This is a genomic window from Agrobacterium sp. CFBP 3001 (genome assembly GCF_027871605.1).
Lineage (GTDB): Bacteria > Pseudomonadota > Alphaproteobacteria > Rhizobiales > Rhizobiaceae > Agrobacterium > Agrobacterium leguminum.
In genome coordinates, this window is record NZ_JAQAHD010000002.1 from 321319 (window position 1) to 340335 (window position 19017).

The window sequence follows — 19017 nt, forward strand, 5'->3', positions numbered from 1 at the left end:
GTCTTAACCGAAGGGTTTCACAACCACAAGTATGACGATGAGGATCATCAGCACCGTCGGAACCTCGTTCATCAACCGCCAGTGACGGGCAGGCCGCGTATTTTCATCCCGCGCGAAACGTTTTGCGCTGCGCGTGAAATAAACATGGGTCACAGTCAGAAGCACCACCAGCGCGATCTTTGCATGCAGCCAGCCACCGGAAAAACCATAAACCGACCAGGCGAGATAAAGTCCCAATAGCCAGGATATCATCATCGCCGGGTTCATGATCACCTTGATCAGCCGCTGCTCCATCACCTTGAAGGTTTCGGATTGCTGCGAACCGGCGGGTGCATCGGTGTGGTAGATGAAGAGCCGCGGCAGGTAAAAAATCGCCGCCATCCAGGAAATAACGGCGATAATATGCAGCGCCTTGATCCAGAGATAGAGATCGGCCGGATCGGCATAAAATAACAGGGCGACGAAGGCAGCAAAGACACCGAGCGCGATGCCGGCGCGCAAAGCCGCCCGGTTTCCGGAACGAGCGGAGGTCTGTTTTTCGCCGCTCATGCCCCGGCTCCGCCGGCACGCACCCTCTGCACCAGCCGGGTGACGTTTTCCGGGTCAGCCTGCGGGGTGATGCCATGGCCGAGATTGAATATCAGCGGACCCTGTGCAAGAGCCTGCAGCACGGCATCTATACCATCCTGTAACGCCTTCCCTCCTGCCACCATCAGCATGGGGTCGAGATTGCCCTGCACGGGCCCTTCCTTCTGCAAGTCCCTGGCAAAGCTCAGCGGCACCGACCAGTCGAGCCCGATTGCGTCGGCGCCCGTCTTGCGACGATAATCCTTGAGAAGATAACCAGCCCCCTTGGCGAAGGCGATGATTTTTGCCGAAGGCCGACGGGCGCGCACCGATGCGATAATGCGGGCAACGGGTTTTATCGCATAATCCTCAAATTCCTTCTCACCGAGCACGCCGGCCCAGGAATCGAAGATTTGAACCGCATCCGCGCCTGCATCGATCTGCGCGACCAGATAATCGGCGGAAACGTCGGCGAGGAAAGCCAGCAGCTTTTCCATGGCCACCGGCTCCTGATAACCGAATAGTCGCGCCGGGGCCTGATCCGGCGTTCCGTGTCCCGCGATCATATAAGTCGCAACCGTCCACGGCGCGCCGCAAAAACCGAGAAGCGTCGTTTCATTGGGCAAAGAGGTGCGCAGACGGGAAACGGTTTCGAAAACGGGAGAAAGATGCGCCATGACATTTGTGGCATCCAGCTTCTCGATACCGCTGACATCGATCGGGTCCATGGCCGGACCTTTTCCCTCGCTGAAAGACACGTTGCGGTGAAGCGCATCCGGTATCACCAGAATATCGGAAAAGAGAATGGCGGCATCCAGCCCGAACCGGCGAATGGGTTGGAGAGTAACCTCCGTCGCCAGTTCGGGATTATAACAGAGATCGAGGAAACTACCGGCGCTCTTACGCGTTTCCCTGTACTCGGGAAGATAACGCCCAGCCTGTCGCATCAGCCATATGGGCGGCGGTGTGACCGTCTGCCCGTTCAACACCGTCATAACCTTGCGTTCGCTCATGGCACCCAGCTTCTAAAAAATAAAATCAAAGAGATTTAAAAGATTTTCTATTTCTTAGAGTCTGTGGGTAGCAAGGATTAAAATCATTCCAGTCGAAATGCCGCAGTCACAAAGTTTCAAGCGCGCCTGTCGATGTTATCGATCCGCTTGCTTTGGAATAATCGGAAGAATAGAAATTTTATAAATAATTTCAGTTATTTATGACGAACCAGAAAAACAGGACAACTGTGGATAATCTGGGGAAAATTTTGAATGGTTTCACATTCTTCCAACAATTCACAAGCACGTCGGAGACGATTGAAGCTACTTGCGGATTGTGGAAAAACACCACCTTATTCACGTCGCGGTTCGACCCGCAGGACAATTCGGAGATTTGTCCCGGTTTATCAACAGCGGGAGAAAAACAGCGTGGAGAACAAAAAAAGCTTCTTCCATCTGCACCTGATTTCGGACTCAACGGGAGAGACTCTGATGTCGGCCGGTCGGGCCGTTTCGGCACAGTTCCACGCTTCCATGCCGGTGGAACATGTCTATCCGATGATTCGAAACCAGAAACAGCTCGCACAGGTCGTCGACCTCATCGACAAGGAACCGGGCATTGTTCTCTATACGATCGTCGACCAGCAGCTGGCAGAGTTTTTGGATCTGCGGTGCCATGCGATCGGGGTGCCCTGCGTAAATGTCCTTGAACCCATTATCGGCATCTTCCAGACCTATTTGGGTGCGCCGTCCAGGCGGCGCGTGGGCGCGCAACATGCCTTGAATGCAGATTATTTTGCCCGGATCGAGGCGCTCAATTTCGCCATGGATCACGACGATGGGCAAATGCCCGAAACCTATGACGAGGCTGATATCGTCATCATCGGCATCAGCCGCACCTCCAAAACACCGACCAGCATCTATCTCGCCAACAGGGGAATAAAGACCGCCAATATACCGGTCGTTCCCAATGTGCCTTTACCCGACAGCCTCTATGCGGCCACGCGACCGCTGATCGTCGGGCTGGTCGCGACATCCGACCGGATATCGCAGGTGCGTGAAAACCGGGAACTCGGCGCGACGGGTGGATTTGACAGCGGCCGCTACACGGACCGCGCCACCATTATGGAAGAGCTGAAATATGCGCGAGCGCTCTGCGCCCGCAACAATTGGCCGCTGATCGATGTCACGCGCCGCTCCATCGAGGAAACGGCGGCGGCGATCCTTGCCCTTCGTTCGAGGACACGATAATCCGAATCGCACCATTCGGAGCAGACAGTCGATGCAACAAGAATTGATTCTCGCCTCGTCCAGCGCATCCCGCCAGATGCTGATGCGCAATGCGGGGCTGACATTTTCGGCCATCCCCGCGGATATTGACGAACGTGCGCTCGATGAACAGCTGGAACGAGACGGCGCCAGTCCGGAAGAGGTTGCGCTGGAACTCGCCAGGGCCAAGGCTCTTGCGGTTGGCGCGCTTTATCCAGAAGCACTGGTTCTCGGCTGCGACCAGACCATGGCACTCGGCACCCGCGTTTATCACAAGCCGAAAACCATGGCGGAGGCCGAAGCGCATCTGCTGTCATTGTCCGGCAAGGTTCATCGCCTGAACAGCGCTGCCGTTCTCGTCCGACATGGTGAGGTGGTATGGCAGATCGTTTCCAGCGCCGAGTTGACCGTCCGGACCTTGAGCACCGAATTTGTCTCCCGCCACCTGCAACGGGTGGGAGAAAAGGCCCTGAGCAGCGTCGGCGCGTATCAGCTCGAAGGAGAGGGAATCCAGCTATTCACCTCGATTGAGGGCGATTATTTCACGATTCTGGGTCTGCCGCTTCTGCCGCTTTTATCGAAACTGCGCGACATGGATGTCATCGATGGCTGATTCACGTGAAACATTAACCATAAACGCCTTCGTTGTCGGCTATCCGATCAAGCATTCGCGATCGCCTATTATCCATTCCTACTGGCTGAAGAAATTCGGCATTGCCGGTTCGTATAAGGCCGTGGAAATTCCTCCGGACGATTTCGCGAATTTCATTGCAACGCTGAAGCAGGGCAAGCCGGGCACGGCCGTCGGCGGCAATGTCACCATTCCCCATAAGGAAGCGGCTTATCGGCTGGCAGACAGACCAGATGCTCTGGCGGAAGAACTCGGCGCCGCCAACACTGTCTGGATGGAGGAGGGTGAGCTTCACGCTACCAATACGGATGGTTATGGTTTCGTCTCCAATCTCGATGAGCGGCATCCGGGCTGGGACAGGACAGAGCGGGCAGTGGTTATGGGTGCCGGCGGCGCTAGTCGGGCGGTCATTCAGTCGCTGCGTGATCGCGGCATCGCCGAAATCCACGTCCTCAACCGTACCGTCGAACGGGCGCGCCAACTGGCCGACCGTTTTGGGTCGCGGGTTTTTGCCCATCCCCAGGCAGCGCTTCATGAGGTCATGCAGGGTGCCGGGATTTTCGTGAATACGACGTCGCTCGGCATGGATGGAACGGAAGCGCCACATATTGATTTTTCGCCGCTGGCAGATCAGGCCGTCGTAACCGATATCGTCTATGTGCCGTTGAAAACACCGATCCTGAGAATGGCGGAAGAGCAGGGCGTCGCAACCGTCGATGGGCTCGGCATGCTGCTTCATCAGGCTAAACCCGGTTTCAAGCGATGGTTCGGCAAAACGCCGGAAGTCGATGAGGCCCTGCGTTCGCTCATCATCGAGGATATGGAGAAACATTGATGATCGTCATCGGTCTCACCGGCTCGATTGGAATGGGAAAAACGACGACGGCGAAGCTGTTTGCCGGGGAAGGAGTTCCGGTTCTCGATTCGGATGAGGTCGTGCACGGGCTTTACCGGGCGGAAGCCGCCCCGCTGATCGAAGCGGCCTTTCCGGGCACCACCGTTTCCGGTGCGGTGGACAGGCAGAAACTCGGTGAGATCTTGCGGCAGAATCCGGCTAATTTCAGAAGACTGGAAGACATCGTGCATCCGCTGGTGCGTGGAAGGCAGGAGGCGTTTCTGGCGCAGGCGAGGAAAGAGGATCGGCAATTCGCCCTCCTCGATATTCCGCTGCTGTTCGAAACCGGGGCGGAAAGCCGGGTCGACAGAGTCGTTGTCGTCAGTTGCGCGCCGGAGATTCAGCGAGAGCGGGTTTTATCCCGACCCGGAATGACGGAAGAGAAATTCGAAATGATCCTCGCCCGGCAGATGCCCGACGCCGAAAAGCGCCGGCGTGCCGATTTTATCGTCGATTCCGGAAATGGTGTCGAAGCGGCACGGGATCAGGTAAGACAGATTCTGCAGAAACTGGCCGCTCAGTCGCGCCCCGGAGAGATGAATGCGTGAGATCATTTTCGATACGGAAACCACGGGCCTTGAATCGAAGCTGGACCGCGTGATTGAAATCGGCGGCATCGAGCTGATCAATCACTTTCCCACCGGCCGCACGCTGCATCTCTACATCAGCCCGGAAGATCGCAAGGTTCACCCCGACGCACTTGCCGTTCACGGGATTACCGACGAGTTTCTGAAGGATAAACCCAAATTCGCCGAGGTCGTCGACCAGATTCGCGACTTCTTCGAGGGCGCGCGCTGGGTGGCGCATAACGCCACATTCGACATGGGCTTCATCAACGCGGAATTCGCCCGTCTCGGCATTGAGCCGGTTGCCGCCGATCTGGTGACGGATACGCTTTCGCTCGCCCGTCGCAAGCACCCTATGGGACCGAACTCGCTGGACGCACTTTGCCGTCGTTACGGTATCGACAATTCCCACCGTACCAAGCACGGCGCTCTTCTCGACTCCGAGCTGCTCGCCGAAGTTTATATTGAAATGATCGGCGGGCGCCAGACAGCGCTCGGTTTCGGTTCCGCCGCCAAGCAGGAAACCATCATTGTCGAGGAAGACGTTGCGCTTGAGCCACTGCAAAGGCCGCGGGCTTTGCCCTCGAGGCTGGATGCGGAAACGGTCGCGGCCCATGGTAAACTCGTTCTTGGCATGGGCGATAAGGCGATCTGGAACCGTTATCAGAATTGATGCCTGTCCAGGCACCGGAAACGGTGAATGCCGTCAAAGAAAAACCCGGGCATGAACCCGGGTTTTGTTTTGTCTGAATTCTGCAGCGCAGAGCCGCATCACTTAGTTCGGTACGGCCTGAACCTTGGCCTTTGCCTGTTCCTCGGCAACGCGCTGGGCGAACATCTGCGCGAAATCGATCGGATCGATCATCAGCGGCGGGAAACCGCCATTGCGGGTAACGTCTGCAATGATCTGGCGCGCGAAGGGGAACAGCAGGCGCGGGCATTCGATGAACAGCACCGGCAGCATATGTTCCTGCGGGAAGCCGGCGATGCGGAACACGCCGCCATAAACCAGCTCGGCCGCAAACAGCACCTTGTCGCCATCCTTGGCTTCCGCGTTCAGCGTCAGGACAACATCGAAATCCGAACCCGAGATCGGGTTTGCATTGACGTTGACATTGATGTTGATCGACGGCGCATTGTCACGGGCCTGAAGCGAGCGAGGAGCACCCGGATTTTCGAAGGAAAGATCCTTGATGTACTGGGCAAGAATGTTGAGGGAAGGACTTACTGCGCCCTGTGCACCATTTTCAGCGGTCATTACATTTCCTCACGGCGTGAATTCGTGGAACGCGGTCTATCATTTCGACCGGGGGCTTACAACCCTTCGTGATCGGGTCATCGCGATCCATTCCGCCCGGGATCAGGGTTTGGGCAGATCGCGATCATCCGGGTTGCGCGACCATGGCGAACCCTTTGGCTCTTCGCGATGAAACTCCTCCTCGTCGAGATCCACCACCTTCGAATTGCGCGCATGTCCCGGATCATTCCGAAAGCCGGAAAAATCACCGGGCTGAGGACCGGATTGCTGGCCGGATTGCCGAAACGAACCCGCAACGACGACGCGCGGCCCGAAGGCTTTCCAGAAAAAGCGCCGCACGCTGGGCGAGAGAAGCAGAAGGCCGAGAATGTCGGTAATGAAACCGGGAATGAAAAGCAGGATTCCGGCAACGACGCGCATGGCGCCATTCACCAGCTCATCCGCCGGCTGCGCACCGGTGCGTCCCGCATCCTGAAGATTTCTCACCATGCCGATGCCGCCGAGCCGCAGGATGAGCAACCCCAGAAACGAGGTGAACAGGACAAGCGCCAATGTCAGCCACAAACCGATTGCCTTGCCGACGATGATGAAACCGGCAATTTCGAGGATGGGCATCATCAGGATGACGATGGGGAGAAAGGAAAAACGCATCTTCTAGCCTTGCGTGTGCATCTCTGGCAGATTGCCGGTTCCCGGGACACCGATGATTGAATCTGCACATTTGAATGATGATAAGATGCAGACTATATGATGGTGAGGTTTTCGAATTTAAATGGCGGTTTTGGTAAAAGATGGGCTTCAGCGACTTTATCACATTGTTTTTTCTCGTTGCAGCGGTGCTGATCTTCTTTCAGCTGCGCAGTGTCCTCGGTCGCCGCACGGGCAATGAGAAGCCGCCATTCGACCCCTATAGCCCGCGAGATGTGGCGAAGGGTCCCGTTGCAGACGATAACAAGGTCGTGACCCTGCCGAGGCGCAGCGAGGGTGACGAAGAAAACCGTTTTGCCGAGGCGGATGCACTTGCCCCCGTCGATACGCCACTCAATGCGTCGCTGCGTGAGGTGATGACCAGGGACCCGTCCTTTGGGCCGAAGGAGTTCCTGAACGGCGCCCGCATGGCCTATGAAATGATTGTCATGGGCTTTGCCGATGGCGACCGCAAGACGCTCAAGAACCTTCTGTCGAAGGAGGTCTTCGACGGTTTCGAGGCGGCCATTTCCGAGAGGGAAGGTCGTGGCGAGGTGGTGAAGTCCACCTTCGTGGGTATCGAGAAAGCAGATATCACCCAGGCCAGTGTGCGTGATTCCGAAGTGCAGATCACGCTGAGGATCGTCAGCCAGTTGATTTCGGCGACCTATGACAAGGATGGCAAGCTGGTGGATGGCGACCCGGATGCGGTTGCGGAGGTGGACGACATCTGGACCTTCTCGCGCGATATCCGCTCGCGCGATCCGAACTGGAAGCTGATCGCTACCGAATCCGAGCAATGACCGCGCCCTTTTCGATCGAAGAAGTTTCTTTCAGCGACCTGCCCGGATGGCGGCAAGACGATCCGGGCAAGCTTTTTCCGGCGATGGCGACAATCCTGTCGCATCTTCGGAATGCGAAACCCTACAGGACCGGCGCGCTCGGGGTCACGGCGGCGGAACTGGTCTCGCTTCTGGAAAGCGCAGAGAAAAACCAGACAAGCGACCCAGAACAGGCGCGACGGTTTTTCGAAACCAATTGCGTGCCTTTCAGGATTTCTCCAGCTCAGGGAAAAAGCGGTTTCGTGACCGCTTTTTACGAACCCGAACTGGAAGTGTCGTCTGAGCCCGACGACATCTGGCGTTATCCGATTTACCGCCGGCCGTCGGAGCTGGTGAATATCGACGACGCCAATCGTCCTGCCGGTTTCAATACGTCCTATGCTTTCGGCAGGGAGGATGAAAACGGTATTTCCTATTTTCCCGACCGCCGGGAGATCGACGAAGGGTATCTGGAGGGCAGGGGCCTTGAGATTGCCTGGGCAAGATCGAAGGTCGACCTGTTTTTCGTTCATGTGCAGGGTGCGGCGCGTCTGGTGTTTCCCGACGGCGCGGTGAAGCGCATCACCTATGCGGCCAAGGCCGGGCACGCTTTTTCGCCGATTGGCCGTCTGCTTCTCGATCGCGGGGAACTCGATCCGAAAACCGTGTCGATGCAGACGATCCGCAAATGGCTCGCTGACCATCCGGATGAGGTGGATGGGGTATTATGGCATAACCGCTCCTATATTTTTTTCCGGGAGGCGGATGTGGCCGATCAGGACATGGGGCCGGTTGCAGCTGCTAAGGTTCCGTTGGTCGCAGGGCGAGCGCTTGCGGTGGACAGGCTCATCCACACTTTCGGGCTTCCCTTCTTCATCCATGCGCCGTCGCTTACCCATCTCGATGACGGAAAACCTCTCGCGCGGCTGATGCTGGCGCTCGATACCGGCTCGGCCATCGTTGGCCCGGCGCGTGGCGATATTTTCACCGGCTCCGGTTTCGAAGCGGGAGAGCTGGCCGGTACCGTGCGCAATGAGGCCGATTTTTATATACTGATACCGCAGGTGGCTGCGCAGAGGTATAGGCGATGAAGAGCAGTCGCAAGCTCGGCAAGGAAGAGCGCATTCTGTGGGGAAAGGTCGCAAAAACCACGCGGCCGATCTCCGGCAGACTGGAAGACCTGCTGGCTTTCGATGACATAGATGAGCCTCCGGTGGAACCAGATGTTCCGCAGACCGGCAAAGGCGTTTTTCCGCGCATGCTTTTGGAGCCGGCCGAGCCGTCGCCACCGGCTCCGGACAAGAAGCCGAAGATTCATCAGCCGATGGAAAAACCGGTCAAACGCAAGCTCACCCGTGGCCGGTTGCCGCTGGAAGGGCGGATAGATCTGCATGGCATGTTCCAGAGCGAAGCCCATGCGGTGCTGCTTGATTTTCTATTGCGCGCGCATGAAAGCGGTCTGAGACACGTGCTCGTCATAACGGGTAAGGGCCGCTCCATCGGCAGCGACGGCGCGTTGAAAAGGGCAGTGCCCATGTGGTTTTCCAAGCCGGAATATCGCCACCTGATTTCATCCTATGAGGATGCATCCGCCAATCACGGCGGCGACGGCGCGCTTTATGTGCGGTTGGCGCGTCGGCGGGGTGAAAAGTCATGACGCCCTTTGCGGAGGCCGTGCGGCAACTTCGCGAGCGCAAGGGCGTGACGCAGAAGGAAATGGCCGCCGCAATCGGCGTATCGCCGGCCTATCTCTCGGCGCTGGAGCATGGCAAGCGCGGCAAGCCGAGCTTCGATCTCCTCCAGCGCATCGCCGGATATTTCAACATCATCTGGGATGAGGCGGAGGAATTGTTCTTTCTGGCCGGTTCTTCCGACCCGAAAGTGGTGATCGACACCATCGGCCTGCCGCCGCAATATACGGCTTTCGCCAACCGGCTGGCACGGGATATTCGCAAGCTGCCGCCGAGTGTGGTAGAGGAACTGTCAGCCGTGCTGCAAAAAAGCCGTTCTTGCGATTGAAACCCCTCTATCCCCTGCTTTATGCAGCATCCTGAAGCATGCGGCCTTTGGGATTGGGTGTAGAATTTCTATAGTCGCATGTCGGATTTGAGTGATTCGCTGGCTTCAGGCCCCCTCACTGGAAACCTGGCCCGAGAAAACTTTGGAAAGAGTATTTATGACCGAAACATCGTCAAGCGAAGTCGGCGCGAACGCGGAATATGGAGCCGATTCGATCAAGGTCCTCAAGGGCCTTGATGCCGTGCGCAAACGGCCCGGCATGTATATCGGCGACACCGATGACGGTTCCGGCCTGCACCACATGGTCTATGAAGTCGTCGACAACGCCATCGACGAGGCGCTTGCCGGTCATGCCGATCTGGTGACGGTGACGCTGAACGCCGATGGCTCCGTGACGGTGACGGATAACGGACGCGGCATTCCGACCGACATCCATTCTTCCGAAGGCGTTTCTGCCGCCGAAGTCATCATGACGCAGCTGCATGCGGGCGGCAAATTCGACCAGAATTCCTATAAGGTCTCGGGCGGCCTGCATGGCGTGGGCGTGTCGGTGGTCAATGCGCTCTCCGTCTGGCTGAAGCTCAGAATCCGCCGCAACGGCAAGCTGCACGAAATCGGCTTCACCCATGGTGTCGCCGATGCGCCGCTTTCCGTCATTGGCGAATATGAAGGCCGCTCCGGCACGGAAGTGACCTTCCTTGCAAGCCCTGAAACCTTCACCATGACGGACTACGATTACGGAACGCTGGAGCATCGTCTGCGCGAACTCGCATTCCTGAATTCCGGCGTCCGCATCCTGCTCACCGACAAGCGCCATTCCGATATCAAGCAGGAAGAGCTGCTGTATGATGGCGGCCTTGAAGCCTTCGTTCGTTATCTCGATCGTGCCAAGAAGCCGCTGGTGGACAAGCCGGTCGCCATCAAGGGCGAAAAGGACGGTATCACTGTCGAGGTCGCGCTGTGGTGGAACGATAGCTACCATGAAAACGTGCTCTGCTTCACGAATAACATACCCCAGCGCGACGGCGGCACCCATATGGCCGGTTTCCGCGCGGCGCTGACCCGTCAGGTGACCTCCTATGCCGAAACCTCGGGCATTCTGAAAAAGGAAAAGGTGAGCCTGCAGGGTGAGGACTGCCGTGAAGGTCTGACGGCCATTCTTTCCGTCAAGGTTCCCGATCCCAAGTTTTCCTCGCAGACGAAAGACAAGCTCGTGTCGTCCGAGGTGCGTCCGGTCGTGGAAAGTCTTGTCAACGAAGCGCTCTCCACCTGGCTGGAAGAACATCCTGCCGACGCAAGAATCCTCGTGGGCAAGGTGGTGGAAGCGGCGGTCGCCCGCGAAGCTGCCCGCAAGGCCCGCGAATTGACGCGCCGCAAGGGTGCGCTCGATATCGCCTCTCTGCCGGGCAAGCTCGCTGACTGCTCCGAGCGCGATCCGGCGAAATCCGAACTCTTCCTCGTTGAGGGTGACTCCGCTGGCGGTTCGGCCAAGCAGGGCCGCTCGCGCGAAACCCAGGCGATCCTGCCGCTGCGTGGCAAAATCCTGAACGTCGAACGCGCCCGTTTCGACAAGATGTTGTCCAGCCAGGAAATCGGCACGCTGATTACGGCGCTCGGTACCTCCATCGGCAAGGACGAGTTCAACGCCGACAAGCTGCGTTACCACAAGATCATCATCATGACGGATGCTGACGTCGACGGCGCCCATATCCGTACCCTGCTCCTCACCTTCTTCTTCCGCCAGATGCCGGAACTGATCGAGCGCGGCCATCTCTATATCGCCCAGCCGCCGCTTTATAAGGTCACGCGTGGTAAATCCGTGCAGTACCTCAAGGATGAAAAGGCGCTGGAAGAATACCTGATCTCCATGGGTATCGAGGAAGCGTCGCTGACCCTCGGTTCTGGCGAAGTGCGTATCGGGGCGGATCTTCGCGAAGTCATTCTGGATGCGGTGCGCATGCGCTCGCTGATCGACGGTCTGCATTCTCGCTACAGCCGCTCGATCGTCGAACAGGCGGCAATAGCCGGCGCGCTGAACCCCGAGCTTTCGGCCGATGCTGCCCGCGCCGAGGAAACCGTTTCCGAAGTGGCGCGGCGTCTGGATATGATCGCGGAAGAAACCGAACGTGGCTGGTCCGGCACGGTGCTGCAGGATGGCGGCTTGCGCTTCGAGCGCATGGTGCGCGGCGTCAAGGAAGTCTCGACGCTGGATATGGGACTGCTCGGTTCGGCCGATGCCCGCCATATCGATCAGCTCGCAGCCCGCACGCGCGATATCTACGCTACGCCGCCGATCCTGCAACGCAAGGACGGCACCATGGAACTGGCCGGTCCACGCGCGCTTCTGGATGCGATTTTCGCCGCCGGCCGCAAGGGTCTTTCCATGCAGCGCTATAAGGGCCTCGGCGAAATGAATGCCGAGCAGCTGTGGGAAACCACGCTCGACGCCAATGTTCGCTCCCTGCTGCAGGTAAGGGTGAGTGACGCAACGGACGCCGACGGCCTGTTTGCCCGCCTGATGGGCGACGAGGTGGAACCGCGCCGCGACTTCATTCAGGAAAATGCACTGAGCGTCGCCAACCTCGACATTTAATCCTGTGGGGTGTTTCGCGTAACGATTCACGTGAAACGAAAATTTAACAAAAGGCCCGGCGGTCACTTTCCGCCGGGCCTTTTGTCATTCGGAGAACATCAATCAACCTTGCCGGTGAAGCGCCCTTCGAAGGCCACATCCGAAAGGGGCAGACGCTTACTCGGCACTTCCCGCTCCGCCAGATCATCAGGGAGAACGGACTTGTCGGTCAGCCTGCCGATGGCGACCGCGGCCTCCACCTTGTAGCCTTCCGGGATGTTCAGTTTTTCAACGATCTTTTCCCTCAATATGCCAGCCATGCCATGGGCGTGGTAACCGAGCAGGTGAGCCTGCATGGCAAGCGAAAACCAGGCAGCGCCGGCATCGAAGGAATGGGTCGCGGATGGTTTTTTTTCACCGTCGCGCGAGATGTTATAGTCGCGGGAAATGACAAACAGCAGCACGGAGGCGTTTTTTGCCCAGCGCTGGTTTCCCTCCATCAGCAGTTCCACGAAGAGCGGCCAGTCTTCGCTATCCTTGTGCGCATAGACAAACCGCCATGGCTGATAGTTGGAAGCAGACGGCGCCCAGTGTGCCGCATCCAGAATGGTCATCAGATGCTGGGACGGCATGGCATGGCCATCGAAGGCGCGCGGAGACCAGCGATCGAGGAAGAGGGGATCGACGGGATATTCTGATTGCCGGGAATTGCTGTTCGTCACGGGCCATGTCCTTTTGATTGACGGGAAGGAAAAGGTATTTTTCGAAACTTGGCGCAGTCAAGGGGTGACAAGTATGAATGCATCGTTCATATATGCATCACCTTGTCAGACAACCGGGAGAGAGTTCCATGAAATTGATGCGTGTCGGCCAGCCCGGCCAGGAAAAACCTGCAATCCTTGATGCGGAAGGAAAAGTCCGCGATCTGTCCGCCCATGTCAAAGACATTGGCGGCGAAGCCATTTCTCCCGAGGGCCTGAAGAAGATCGCGGCGATCGACCTCGGCACACTTCCGGTGCTGAACGAAGAGCGCATCGGCGCCTGCGTTGCCGGAACCGGAAAATTCATCTGCATCGGCCTCAACTTTTCCGACCACGCCGCCGAAACGGGTGCCACCGTACCGCCGGAACCGGTCATTTTCATGAAGGCGACCTCGGCCATCGTCGGTCCGAATGACAACGTCACCATTCCGCGCGGTTCTGAAAAGACCGACTGGGAAGTCGAGCTCGGCGTCGTCATCGGCAAGACCGCCAAATACGTCTCGGAAGCCGATGCTCTCGATTACGTCGCGGGTTATTGCGTTTCGCATGATGTGTCCGAACGCGCCTTCCAGACGGAGCGTGCGGGGCAATGGACCAAGGGCAAGTCCTGCGACACCTTCGGTCCCATAGGCCCCTGGCTGGTGACGAAGGACGAAATCGCCGATCCGCAGAATCTCGGCATGTGGCTGAAGGTCAACGGCCAGACCATGCAGGACGGCTCCAGCAAGACCATGGTGTATGGCGTCGCGCACGTTGTCTCCTATCTCAGCCAGTTCATGTCGCTGCATCCCGGCGATGTCATTTCCACCGGCACCCCTCCCGGCGTTGGCATGGGCCTGAAGCCGCCGCGTTACCTGAAGGCTGGTGACGTCGTGGAACTCGGCATCGAGGGTCTCGGTTCCCAGAAGCAGACTTTCGTCGCCGACATCTGATCACCGGCAGGCATTCAACGAAAAGTGAGGCGCCGGCGGGAAACCGCCGGCGCCTTCGATTTTGTGCACCTGCGAAAAGCTGCTATGGTTGAAAAAAGAGCGTGATCGCGAGGGAGGCGTCATCAGTGTTCTACCATCTCTATGAAATGAACCATGCGGCCATGGCGCCGCTGCGCGCCGGCGCCGACATGATGCGTCAGGCTTGCAACAATCCGCTCAACCCGCTTTCCAGCACGGCTTTCGGAAGAAGCCTAGACGCCGGTTTTGAGGTCTTTGAGCGAATGACGCGCCGTTACGCAAAACCGGAATTCGCTCTTTGCAGTACGATTGTCGATGGCCAGACCGTCAATGTTGTCGAAGAGACCGTCTGGTCGCGCCCGTTCTGCAATTTGCTTCATTTCAAGAAAGAACTCGATCCAGCCCGCCAGCCCGATCCGAAGGTGCTGCTGGTGGCGCCGATGTCCGGCCACTACGCCACTTTGTTGCGCGGGACGGTGGAGGCCCTGCTGCCTTCGGCGGATATTTACATCACCGATTGGGCCGATGCCCGCACGGTGCTGGTGAGTGAGGGCACCTTCGATCTCGACGATTACATCAGCTACGTCATCGAGATGCTGCGCGCGATCGGACCGGGCGCGCATGTGGTCGCCGTCTGTCAGCCATCTGTGCCCGTGTTGGCTGCCGTTTCCCTGATGGAGGCTGATGGGGATAAATTCGCGCCGGCATCCATGACGCTGATGGGTGGTCCGATTGACACGCGCATCAATCCAACGGCTGTCAACGGTCTTGCCAAGGCGAAACCCATTGAATGGTTCCGCGACAATGTCGTCATGCAGGTGCCGTGGCCGCAGCCCGCTTTTGGCCGCAATGTCTATCCGGGCTTCCTGCAACTCTCCGGCTTCATGTCGATGAACCTCGACAAGCACATGACGGCGCATAAGGATTTTTACCTCAACCTCGTCAAGAATGACGGCGATTCCGCTGAAAAACACCGCGAATTTTACGACGAATATCTAGCCGTCATGGATTTGACGGCGGAGTTCTATCTGCAGACGGTGGAAACCGTCTTTATCGACCATGCGCTTCCGAAAGGGAACATGTTGCACCGGGGCAGGGCGGTCGATCCCGCAGCCATTCGCAATGTCGCATTGTTTACGGTGGAAGGTGAGAATGACGATATTTCCGGCGTCGGCCAGACGAAGGCGGCGCATGATCTCTGCCGGAATATCCCTGAAGACAAACGCGCCCATTACATGCAGCCGGATGTCGGGCACTACGGCGTCTTCAACGGTTCGCGCTTCCGCAAGGAAATCGTGCCGCGCATGCTGGATTTTATCCGCAAACATCAGACAGCTTAAGGACAAGACGGCCGGCCGTGCCGCGCATTTGCATGGCCAAGCGACGGACGAATCGGTTATGAAGAGTTCATGTTTTCGCTCCTCAGAAAATCCCTGAAGTCGCCGGCCCCAAAGAAGGTTGCGCCCAGCCAGCGCACCGTCGCAGTGGCGGGCAGGCAGGTGCCGATTACGGTCAGGGAAAATCCGCGTGCCACGCGCATTACGCTGCGCATCGAACCCGGCGGCCGGGCGCTGAAGCTGACGATACCCATGGGCCTGCATCACCGCCAGGTGGATGATTTTCTCGAGAGGCATCAGGGCTGGCTGGAAGGCAAGCTTGTGAAATTCAGCCCCGACGACGGTTTGCGTCCGGGTGCGACCATCGATATTCGCGGCATAGCCCACCGCATTGACCATACTGGCAGCCTGCGAGGGCTGACATATGTCACGAAAGACGCCGATGGGATGGCCGTTCTGAAGGTCAGCGGCGCGCCGGAACATCTGGGACGGCGGATAGCGACCTTCCTCAAGAAGGAAGCGAAGGCGGATCTGGAACGGCTTGTTGCTGTTCATGCACGCACCGCCGGCCGGCCGGTCCGCTCCATCAGCATGAAGGATACCCGCAGCCGGTGGGGTTCCTGTTCCCATGATGGAAATCTGAGCTTTTCCTGGCGCATCGTCATGGCCCCGGAAAAGGTCATCGACTATCTCGCCGCCCATGAGGTCGCGCATCTGAGGGAAATGAATCACGGCCCGAAATTTTGGGCATTGTGCGAAAAGCTCTGCCCGCACACGGAAGAAGCCAAGAGCTGGCTGAAACGCCATGGTTCCAAACTTCACGCCATCGATTTCGATTGAAACCGGCGGCGCGGATCGCCATCTGGATTCACGTGAAACATTCCATCGGGAATGGATGCGATTTGGCTCGACTCTTGTCGCATTTCATGTCAGGTCGCGGGTATGAAACCGGATATCAAGATTTGCGGATTGAAGACACCGGAAGCGCTGGAGCGCGCCGTCAGGCGTGGTGCGTCCCACGTCGGTTTTATTTTCTTTGAAAAAAGCCCGCGCAACATCGAGCCGGATCTTGCCGGCAGGCTGGCGGAAGGCGCTCGCGGTGCCGCCAAGGTGGTTGCCGTCACCGTCAATGCCGACAATGATTATCTCGATGAAATCGTCGATCTCGTCAAACCGGACATTCTGCAGCTTCATGGCAATGAAAGCCCGGAACGGCTGCTGAACATCAAGGCGCTGTATGGCCTGCCTGTCATGAAGGCGATTTCCATTCGCGATGCTGCTGATCTTGCCAAAATCGACCCTTATATTGGAATAGCCGACCGCTTTCTGCTGGATGCCAAGGCGCCTGCCGGTTCCGAGCTTCCGGGCGGCAACGGCGTCTCCTTCGACTGGACCATCCTGCGATCACTTGACGGAAGTGTGGATTACATGCTTTCCGGGGGATTGAACAAGGACAATGTCGCCGAGGCGCTGGCGGAGACCAGGGCAAGCGGACTAGATTTATCGTCCGGTGTGGAAAGTGCGCCGGGCGTCAAGGATTTGTCCATGATCGACGCATTTTTCGATGTGGTGAATGATTGGTCGAAAGGCCCAAAGGGAGCTTGAAGTGAACGACGCGCCAACACCCAATTCTTTTCGCGCTGGTCCCGATGAGGACGGCCGTTTCGGCATTTACGGAGGTCGCTTCGTTGCCGAAACGCTGATGCCGCTCATTCTGGATTTGCAGGCGGAATGGGACAAGGCCAAGACCGATCCCGCGTTTCAGGCGGAACTCAAGCATCTCGGCGCACACTATACCGGCCGCCCGAGCCCGCTTTATTTTGCGGAACGCCTGACGGCGGAACTTGGCGGCGCGAAGATTTATTTCAAGCGCGAAGAGCTGAACCACACTGGCTCGCACAAGATCAACAATTGCCTCGGCCAGATCCTGCTTGCCAAGCGCATGGGCAAGACCCGCATCATCGCTGAAACCGGTGCCGGCCAGCACGGCGTTGCCTCGGCCACCGTCGCTGCACGCTTCGGCCTGCCCTGCGTCGTTTATATGGGCGCGACGGATGTTGCCCGTCAGGCCCCGAATGTGTTCCGCATGAAGCTCCTCGGTGCCGAGGTGAAGCCGGTCACGGCTGGCCATGGCACCCTGAAGGACGCCATGAACGAGGCTCTGCGCGACTGGGTCACCAATGTCGAGGATACCTATTATCTGATCGGCACTGCCGCCGGCCCGCATCCCTATCCGGAAATGGTCCGCGATTTCCAGGCCGTTATCGGCGAGGAAGCCAAGGCGCAGATGCTGGAGGCCGAAGGTCGCCTGCCGGATCTGGTTGTCGCGGCTGTCGGCGGCGGTTCGAACGCCATCGGCATCTTCCATCCTTTCCTCGATGACAAGAATGTCCGCATTATCGGCGTCGAAGCCGGCGGCAAGGGTCTTTCGGGCGACGAGCATTGCGCTTCCATCACCGCCGGTTCGCCGGGTGTGCTGCATGGCAACCGCACCTATCTGCTGCAGGATGAGGACGGTCAGATCAAGGAAGGCCATTCCATCTCCGCCGGCCTCGATTATCCCGGTATCGGCCCTGAACATTCCTGGCTGAACGATATCGGCCGCGTGGAATACGTGCCGATCATGGACCATGAGGCGCTGGACGCCTTCCAGATGCTGACGCGCCTTGAAGGCATCATTCCGGCTCTTGAGCCGAGCCACGCCCTGGCCGAGGTCATCAAGCGCGCGCCGAAGATGGGCAAGGATGAAATCATCCTGATGAACCTCTCCGGTCGCGGCGACAAGGATGTCCACACCGTCAGCAAGTTCCTTGGAATGGATGTATAAGATCATGACTGCACGTATGGACAAGCGCTTTGCCGATCTGCGCGCTGAAAATCGCCCGGCCCTGATTACCTATTTCATGGGCGGCGACCCGGATTTTGAAACCTCGCTCGGCATCATGAAAGCGCTGCCGGAAGCCGGTGCCGACGTCATCGAACTCGGCATGCCCTTTTCCGACCCGATGGCGGATGGCCCGGCCATTCAGCTGGCCGGCCAGCGCGCGCTGAAAGGCGGCCAGACGCTGAAAACCACGCTCGATCTCGCTCGCGAGTTCCGCAAGGGAGATGACGCGACGCCGATCGTGATGATGGGCTATTACAATCCGATCTATATCTACGGCGTCGAAAAATTTCTGGACGACGCAATCGCGGCCGGCATCGATGGCCTGATCGTTGTCGATCTGCCGCCGGAAATGGACGATGAACTCTGCATCCCGGCACTCGCGCGCGGCATCAACTTCATCCGTCTGGCGACGCCGACGACGGATGGCAAGCGCCTGCCTGCCGTCCTTAAAAATACCTCAGGTTTCGTCTACTACGTCTCGATGAACGGTATCACCGGTTCAGCACTTCCCGATCCCTCGTTGATCTCGGGCGCTGTCGGTCGTATCAAGGCGCATACGGAACTGCCGGTCTGTGTCGGTTTCGGTGTTAAAACGGCGGATCATGCAAAAGCGATCGGTGCCGTTGCGGATGGCGTTGTGGTCGGTTCGGCCATCGTCAACCAGATTGCGGGCAGCCTGACCAAGGACGGGCAGGCGACCGCCGATACCGTACCGGCCGTTACGACGCTGGTAAAAGGACTTTCAACGGGCGTGCGTGCATCGCGCCTTGCCGCTGCGGAATAAGCGCGCGGCCCAGTCAGGAGT

General features: G+C 58.1%; 21 protein-coding genes. 16 read left to right on the forward strand and 5 right to left on the reverse strand.

Annotation, left to right across the window (positions count from 1 at the left end):
* Positions 1 to 3: 3 nt before the first annotated feature.
* Together hemJ and hemE are read right to left on the reverse strand one after the other, a co-directional pair.
* Positions 4 to 549, reverse strand: a complete 546-nt coding sequence (gene hemJ, locus PH605_RS05125) for a protoporphyrinogen oxidase HemJ (RefSeq protein ID WP_161987784.1) — start codon at positions 547 to 549, stop codon at positions 4 to 6.
* Positions 546 to 1580, reverse strand: a complete 1035-nt coding sequence (hemE, locus tag PH605_RS05130; protein ID WP_078052270.1) for a uroporphyrinogen decarboxylase — start codon at positions 1578 to 1580, stop codon at positions 546 to 548. Before hemE ends, hemJ begins: the two co-directional genes overlap by 4 nt.
* Before the next feature lie 408 nt (positions 1581 to 1988).
* Here hemE and PH605_RS05135 point away from each other — a divergent pair, with 408 nt between their 5' ends.
* Genes PH605_RS05135 through dnaQ form a run of 5 tightly spaced genes read left to right on the forward strand, consistent with a single transcriptional unit; the run spans position 1989 to position 5593 of the window.
* On the forward strand, positions 1989 to 2810 hold the full coding sequence (locus PH605_RS05135) for a pyruvate, water dikinase regulatory protein (RefSeq protein WP_003521149.1): 822 nt from the start codon (positions 1989 to 1991) through the stop codon (positions 2808 to 2810).
* 31 nt (positions 2811 to 2841) lie between these two features.
* Positions 2842 to 3441, forward strand: coding sequence for a Maf-like protein (locus PH605_RS05140; RefSeq protein WP_078052269.1), 600 nt, complete (start codon positions 2842 to 2844; stop codon positions 3439 to 3441).
* Positions 3434 to 4294, forward strand: coding sequence for a shikimate dehydrogenase (locus PH605_RS05145; RefSeq protein WP_078052268.1), 861 nt, complete (start codon positions 3434 to 3436; stop codon positions 4292 to 4294). Before PH605_RS05140 ends, PH605_RS05145 begins: the two co-directional genes overlap by 8 nt.
* Positions 4294 to 4902 (forward strand): dephospho-CoA kinase, encoded by a 609-nt coding sequence (gene coaE, locus PH605_RS05150; RefSeq protein WP_142844459.1) that lies wholly within the window; start codon positions 4294 to 4296, stop codon positions 4900 to 4902. The genes PH605_RS05145 and coaE overlap by 1 nt, the downstream gene beginning before the upstream one ends.
* Positions 4895 to 5593, forward strand: coding sequence for a DNA polymerase III subunit epsilon (gene dnaQ, locus PH605_RS05155; RefSeq protein ID WP_065656821.1), 699 nt, complete (start codon positions 4895 to 4897; stop codon positions 5591 to 5593). The genes coaE and dnaQ overlap by 8 nt, the downstream gene beginning before the upstream one ends.
* Before the next feature lie 102 nt (positions 5594 to 5695).
* On the opposite strand, the gene secB is transcribed toward dnaQ, so the two are convergent.
* The gene (secB, locus tag PH605_RS05160; protein ID WP_003521154.1) at positions 5696 to 6178 is read right to left on the reverse strand and encodes a protein-export chaperone SecB; all 483 of its coding nucleotides are present in this window, start codon (positions 6176 to 6178) and stop codon (positions 5696 to 5698) included.
* Positions 6179 to 6280: 102 nt separating this feature from the next.
* Positions 6281 to 6829 carry an FxsA family protein gene (locus tag PH605_RS05165; RefSeq protein ID WP_142844460.1) on the reverse strand — a complete coding sequence of 183 codons (549 nt, stop codon included), beginning with the start codon at positions 6827 to 6829 and terminating at the stop codon, positions 6281 to 6283.
* 140 nt (positions 6830 to 6969) lie between these two features.
* Here PH605_RS05165 and PH605_RS05170 point away from each other — a divergent pair, with 140 nt between their 5' ends.
* From PH605_RS05170 to gyrB, 5 genes are all read left to right on the forward strand, one after another.
* The gene (locus PH605_RS05170) at positions 6970 to 7668 is read left to right on the forward strand and encodes a Tim44/TimA family putative adaptor protein (protein ID WP_137004140.1); all 699 of its coding nucleotides are present in this window, start codon (positions 6970 to 6972) and stop codon (positions 7666 to 7668) included.
* Positions 7665 to 8777 carry a murein transglycosylase A gene (gene mltA, locus PH605_RS05175; RefSeq protein WP_142844461.1) on the forward strand — a complete coding sequence of 371 codons (1113 nt, stop codon included), beginning with the start codon at positions 7665 to 7667 and terminating at the stop codon, positions 8775 to 8777. Before PH605_RS05170 ends, mltA begins: the two co-directional genes overlap by 4 nt.
* Complete coding sequence (locus PH605_RS05180) at positions 8774 to 9343, forward strand: Smr/MutS family protein (RefSeq protein ID WP_142844462.1); 570 nt, start codon at positions 8774 to 8776, stop codon at positions 9341 to 9343. Before mltA ends, PH605_RS05180 begins: the two co-directional genes overlap by 4 nt.
* On the forward strand, positions 9340 to 9705 hold the full coding sequence (locus PH605_RS05185; RefSeq protein ID WP_003521160.1) for a helix-turn-helix domain-containing protein: 366 nt from the start codon (positions 9340 to 9342) through the stop codon (positions 9703 to 9705). Before PH605_RS05180 ends, PH605_RS05185 begins: the two co-directional genes overlap by 4 nt.
* Positions 9706 to 9862: 157 nt before the next feature.
* A complete protein-coding gene (gyrB, locus tag PH605_RS05190; protein WP_142844463.1) occupies positions 9863 to 12298 on the forward strand; it encodes a DNA topoisomerase (ATP-hydrolyzing) subunit B in 2436 nt (811 codons plus the stop codon).
* A gap of 98 nt (positions 12299 to 12396) precedes the next feature.
* On the opposite strand, the gene PH605_RS05195 is transcribed toward gyrB, so the two are convergent.
* Positions 12397 to 12999, reverse strand: coding sequence for a nitroreductase family protein (locus PH605_RS05195; RefSeq protein WP_142844464.1), 603 nt, complete (start codon positions 12997 to 12999; stop codon positions 12397 to 12399).
* 128 nt (positions 13000 to 13127) lie between these two features.
* Here PH605_RS05195 and PH605_RS05200 point away from each other — a divergent pair, with 128 nt between their 5' ends.
* The 6 genes from PH605_RS05200 to trpA all read left to right on the forward strand — a co-directional run bounded on the left by PH605_RS05200 (position 13128) and on the right by trpA (position 18996).
* Positions 13128 to 13970 carry a fumarylacetoacetate hydrolase family protein gene (locus PH605_RS05200; protein WP_003521165.1) on the forward strand — a complete coding sequence of 281 codons (843 nt, stop codon included), beginning with the start codon at positions 13128 to 13130 and terminating at the stop codon, positions 13968 to 13970.
* A 125-nt stretch (positions 13971 to 14095) separates the two neighbouring features.
* On the forward strand, positions 14096 to 15328 hold the full coding sequence (locus PH605_RS05205) for a polyhydroxyalkanoate depolymerase (protein WP_142844465.1): 1233 nt from the start codon (positions 14096 to 14098) through the stop codon (positions 15326 to 15328).
* Positions 15329 to 15397: 69 nt separating this feature from the next.
* Positions 15398 to 16165 (forward strand): M48 family metallopeptidase, encoded by a 768-nt coding sequence (locus tag PH605_RS05210; protein ID WP_142844466.1) that lies wholly within the window; start codon positions 15398 to 15400, stop codon positions 16163 to 16165.
* A 102-nt stretch (positions 16166 to 16267) separates the two neighbouring features.
* Complete coding sequence (locus tag PH605_RS05215; protein ID WP_065656811.1) at positions 16268 to 16930, forward strand: phosphoribosylanthranilate isomerase; 663 nt, start codon at positions 16268 to 16270, stop codon at positions 16928 to 16930.
* Position 16931: 1 nt separating this feature from the next.
* A complete protein-coding gene (trpB, locus tag PH605_RS05220) occupies positions 16932 to 18152 on the forward strand; it encodes a tryptophan synthase subunit beta (protein WP_065656810.1) in 1221 nt (406 codons plus the stop codon).
* A 4-nt stretch (positions 18153 to 18156) separates the two neighbouring features.
* Positions 18157 to 18996 (forward strand): tryptophan synthase subunit alpha, encoded by an 840-nt coding sequence (gene trpA / locus PH605_RS05225; protein ID WP_080853285.1) that lies wholly within the window; start codon positions 18157 to 18159, stop codon positions 18994 to 18996.
* Positions 18997 to 19017 lie beyond the last annotated feature (21 nt).

What these genes read in the sequence shown, in the direction of transcription:
- hemJ (WP_161987784.1), bottom strand. Translation starts at nt 549, where the DNA reads ATGAGCGGCGAAAAACAGACCTCCGCTCGTTCCGGAAACCGGGCGGCT.
- hemE (WP_078052270.1), bottom strand. Translation starts at nt 1,580, where the DNA reads ATGAGCGAACGCAAGGTTATGACGGTGTTGAACGGGCAGACGGTCACA.
- PH605_RS05140 (WP_078052269.1), top strand. Translation starts at nt 2,842, where the DNA reads ATGCAACAAGAATTGATTCTCGCCTCGTCCAGCGCATCCCGCCAGATG.
- PH605_RS05145 (WP_078052268.1), top strand. Translation starts at nt 3,434, where the DNA reads ATGGCTGATTCACGTGAAACATTAACCATAAACGCCTTCGTTGTCGGC.
- coaE (WP_142844459.1), top strand. Translation starts at nt 4,294, where the DNA reads ATGATCGTCATCGGTCTCACCGGCTCGATTGGAATGGGAAAAACGACG.
- dnaQ (WP_065656821.1), top strand. Translation starts at nt 4,895, where the DNA reads ATGCGTGAGATCATTTTCGATACGGAAACCACGGGCCTTGAATCGAAG.
- secB (WP_003521154.1), bottom strand. Translation starts at nt 6,178, where the DNA reads ATGACCGCTGAAAATGGTGCACAGGGCGCAGTAAGTCCTTCCCTCAAC.
- PH605_RS05165 (WP_142844460.1), bottom strand. Translation starts at nt 6,829, where the DNA reads ATGCGTTTTTCCTTTCTCCCCATCGTCATCCTGATGATGCCCATCCTC.
- PH605_RS05170 (WP_137004140.1), top strand. Translation starts at nt 6,970, where the DNA reads ATGGGCTTCAGCGACTTTATCACATTGTTTTTTCTCGTTGCAGCGGTG.
- mltA (WP_142844461.1), top strand. Translation starts at nt 7,665, where the DNA reads ATGACCGCGCCCTTTTCGATCGAAGAAGTTTCTTTCAGCGACCTGCCC.
- PH605_RS05180 (WP_142844462.1), top strand. Translation starts at nt 8,774, where the DNA reads ATGAAGAGCAGTCGCAAGCTCGGCAAGGAAGAGCGCATTCTGTGGGGA.
- PH605_RS05185 (WP_003521160.1), top strand. Translation starts at nt 9,340, where the DNA reads ATGACGCCCTTTGCGGAGGCCGTGCGGCAACTTCGCGAGCGCAAGGGC.
- gyrB (WP_142844463.1), top strand. Translation starts at nt 9,863, where the DNA reads ATGACCGAAACATCGTCAAGCGAAGTCGGCGCGAACGCGGAATATGGA.
- PH605_RS05200 (WP_003521165.1), top strand. Translation starts at nt 13,128, where the DNA reads ATGAAATTGATGCGTGTCGGCCAGCCCGGCCAGGAAAAACCTGCAATC.
- PH605_RS05210 (WP_142844466.1), top strand. Translation starts at nt 15,398, where the DNA reads ATGTTTTCGCTCCTCAGAAAATCCCTGAAGTCGCCGGCCCCAAAGAAG.
- PH605_RS05215 (WP_065656811.1), top strand. Translation starts at nt 16,268, where the DNA reads ATGAAACCGGATATCAAGATTTGCGGATTGAAGACACCGGAAGCGCTG.
- trpA (WP_080853285.1), top strand. Translation starts at nt 18,157, where the DNA reads ATGACTGCACGTATGGACAAGCGCTTTGCCGATCTGCGCGCTGAAAAT.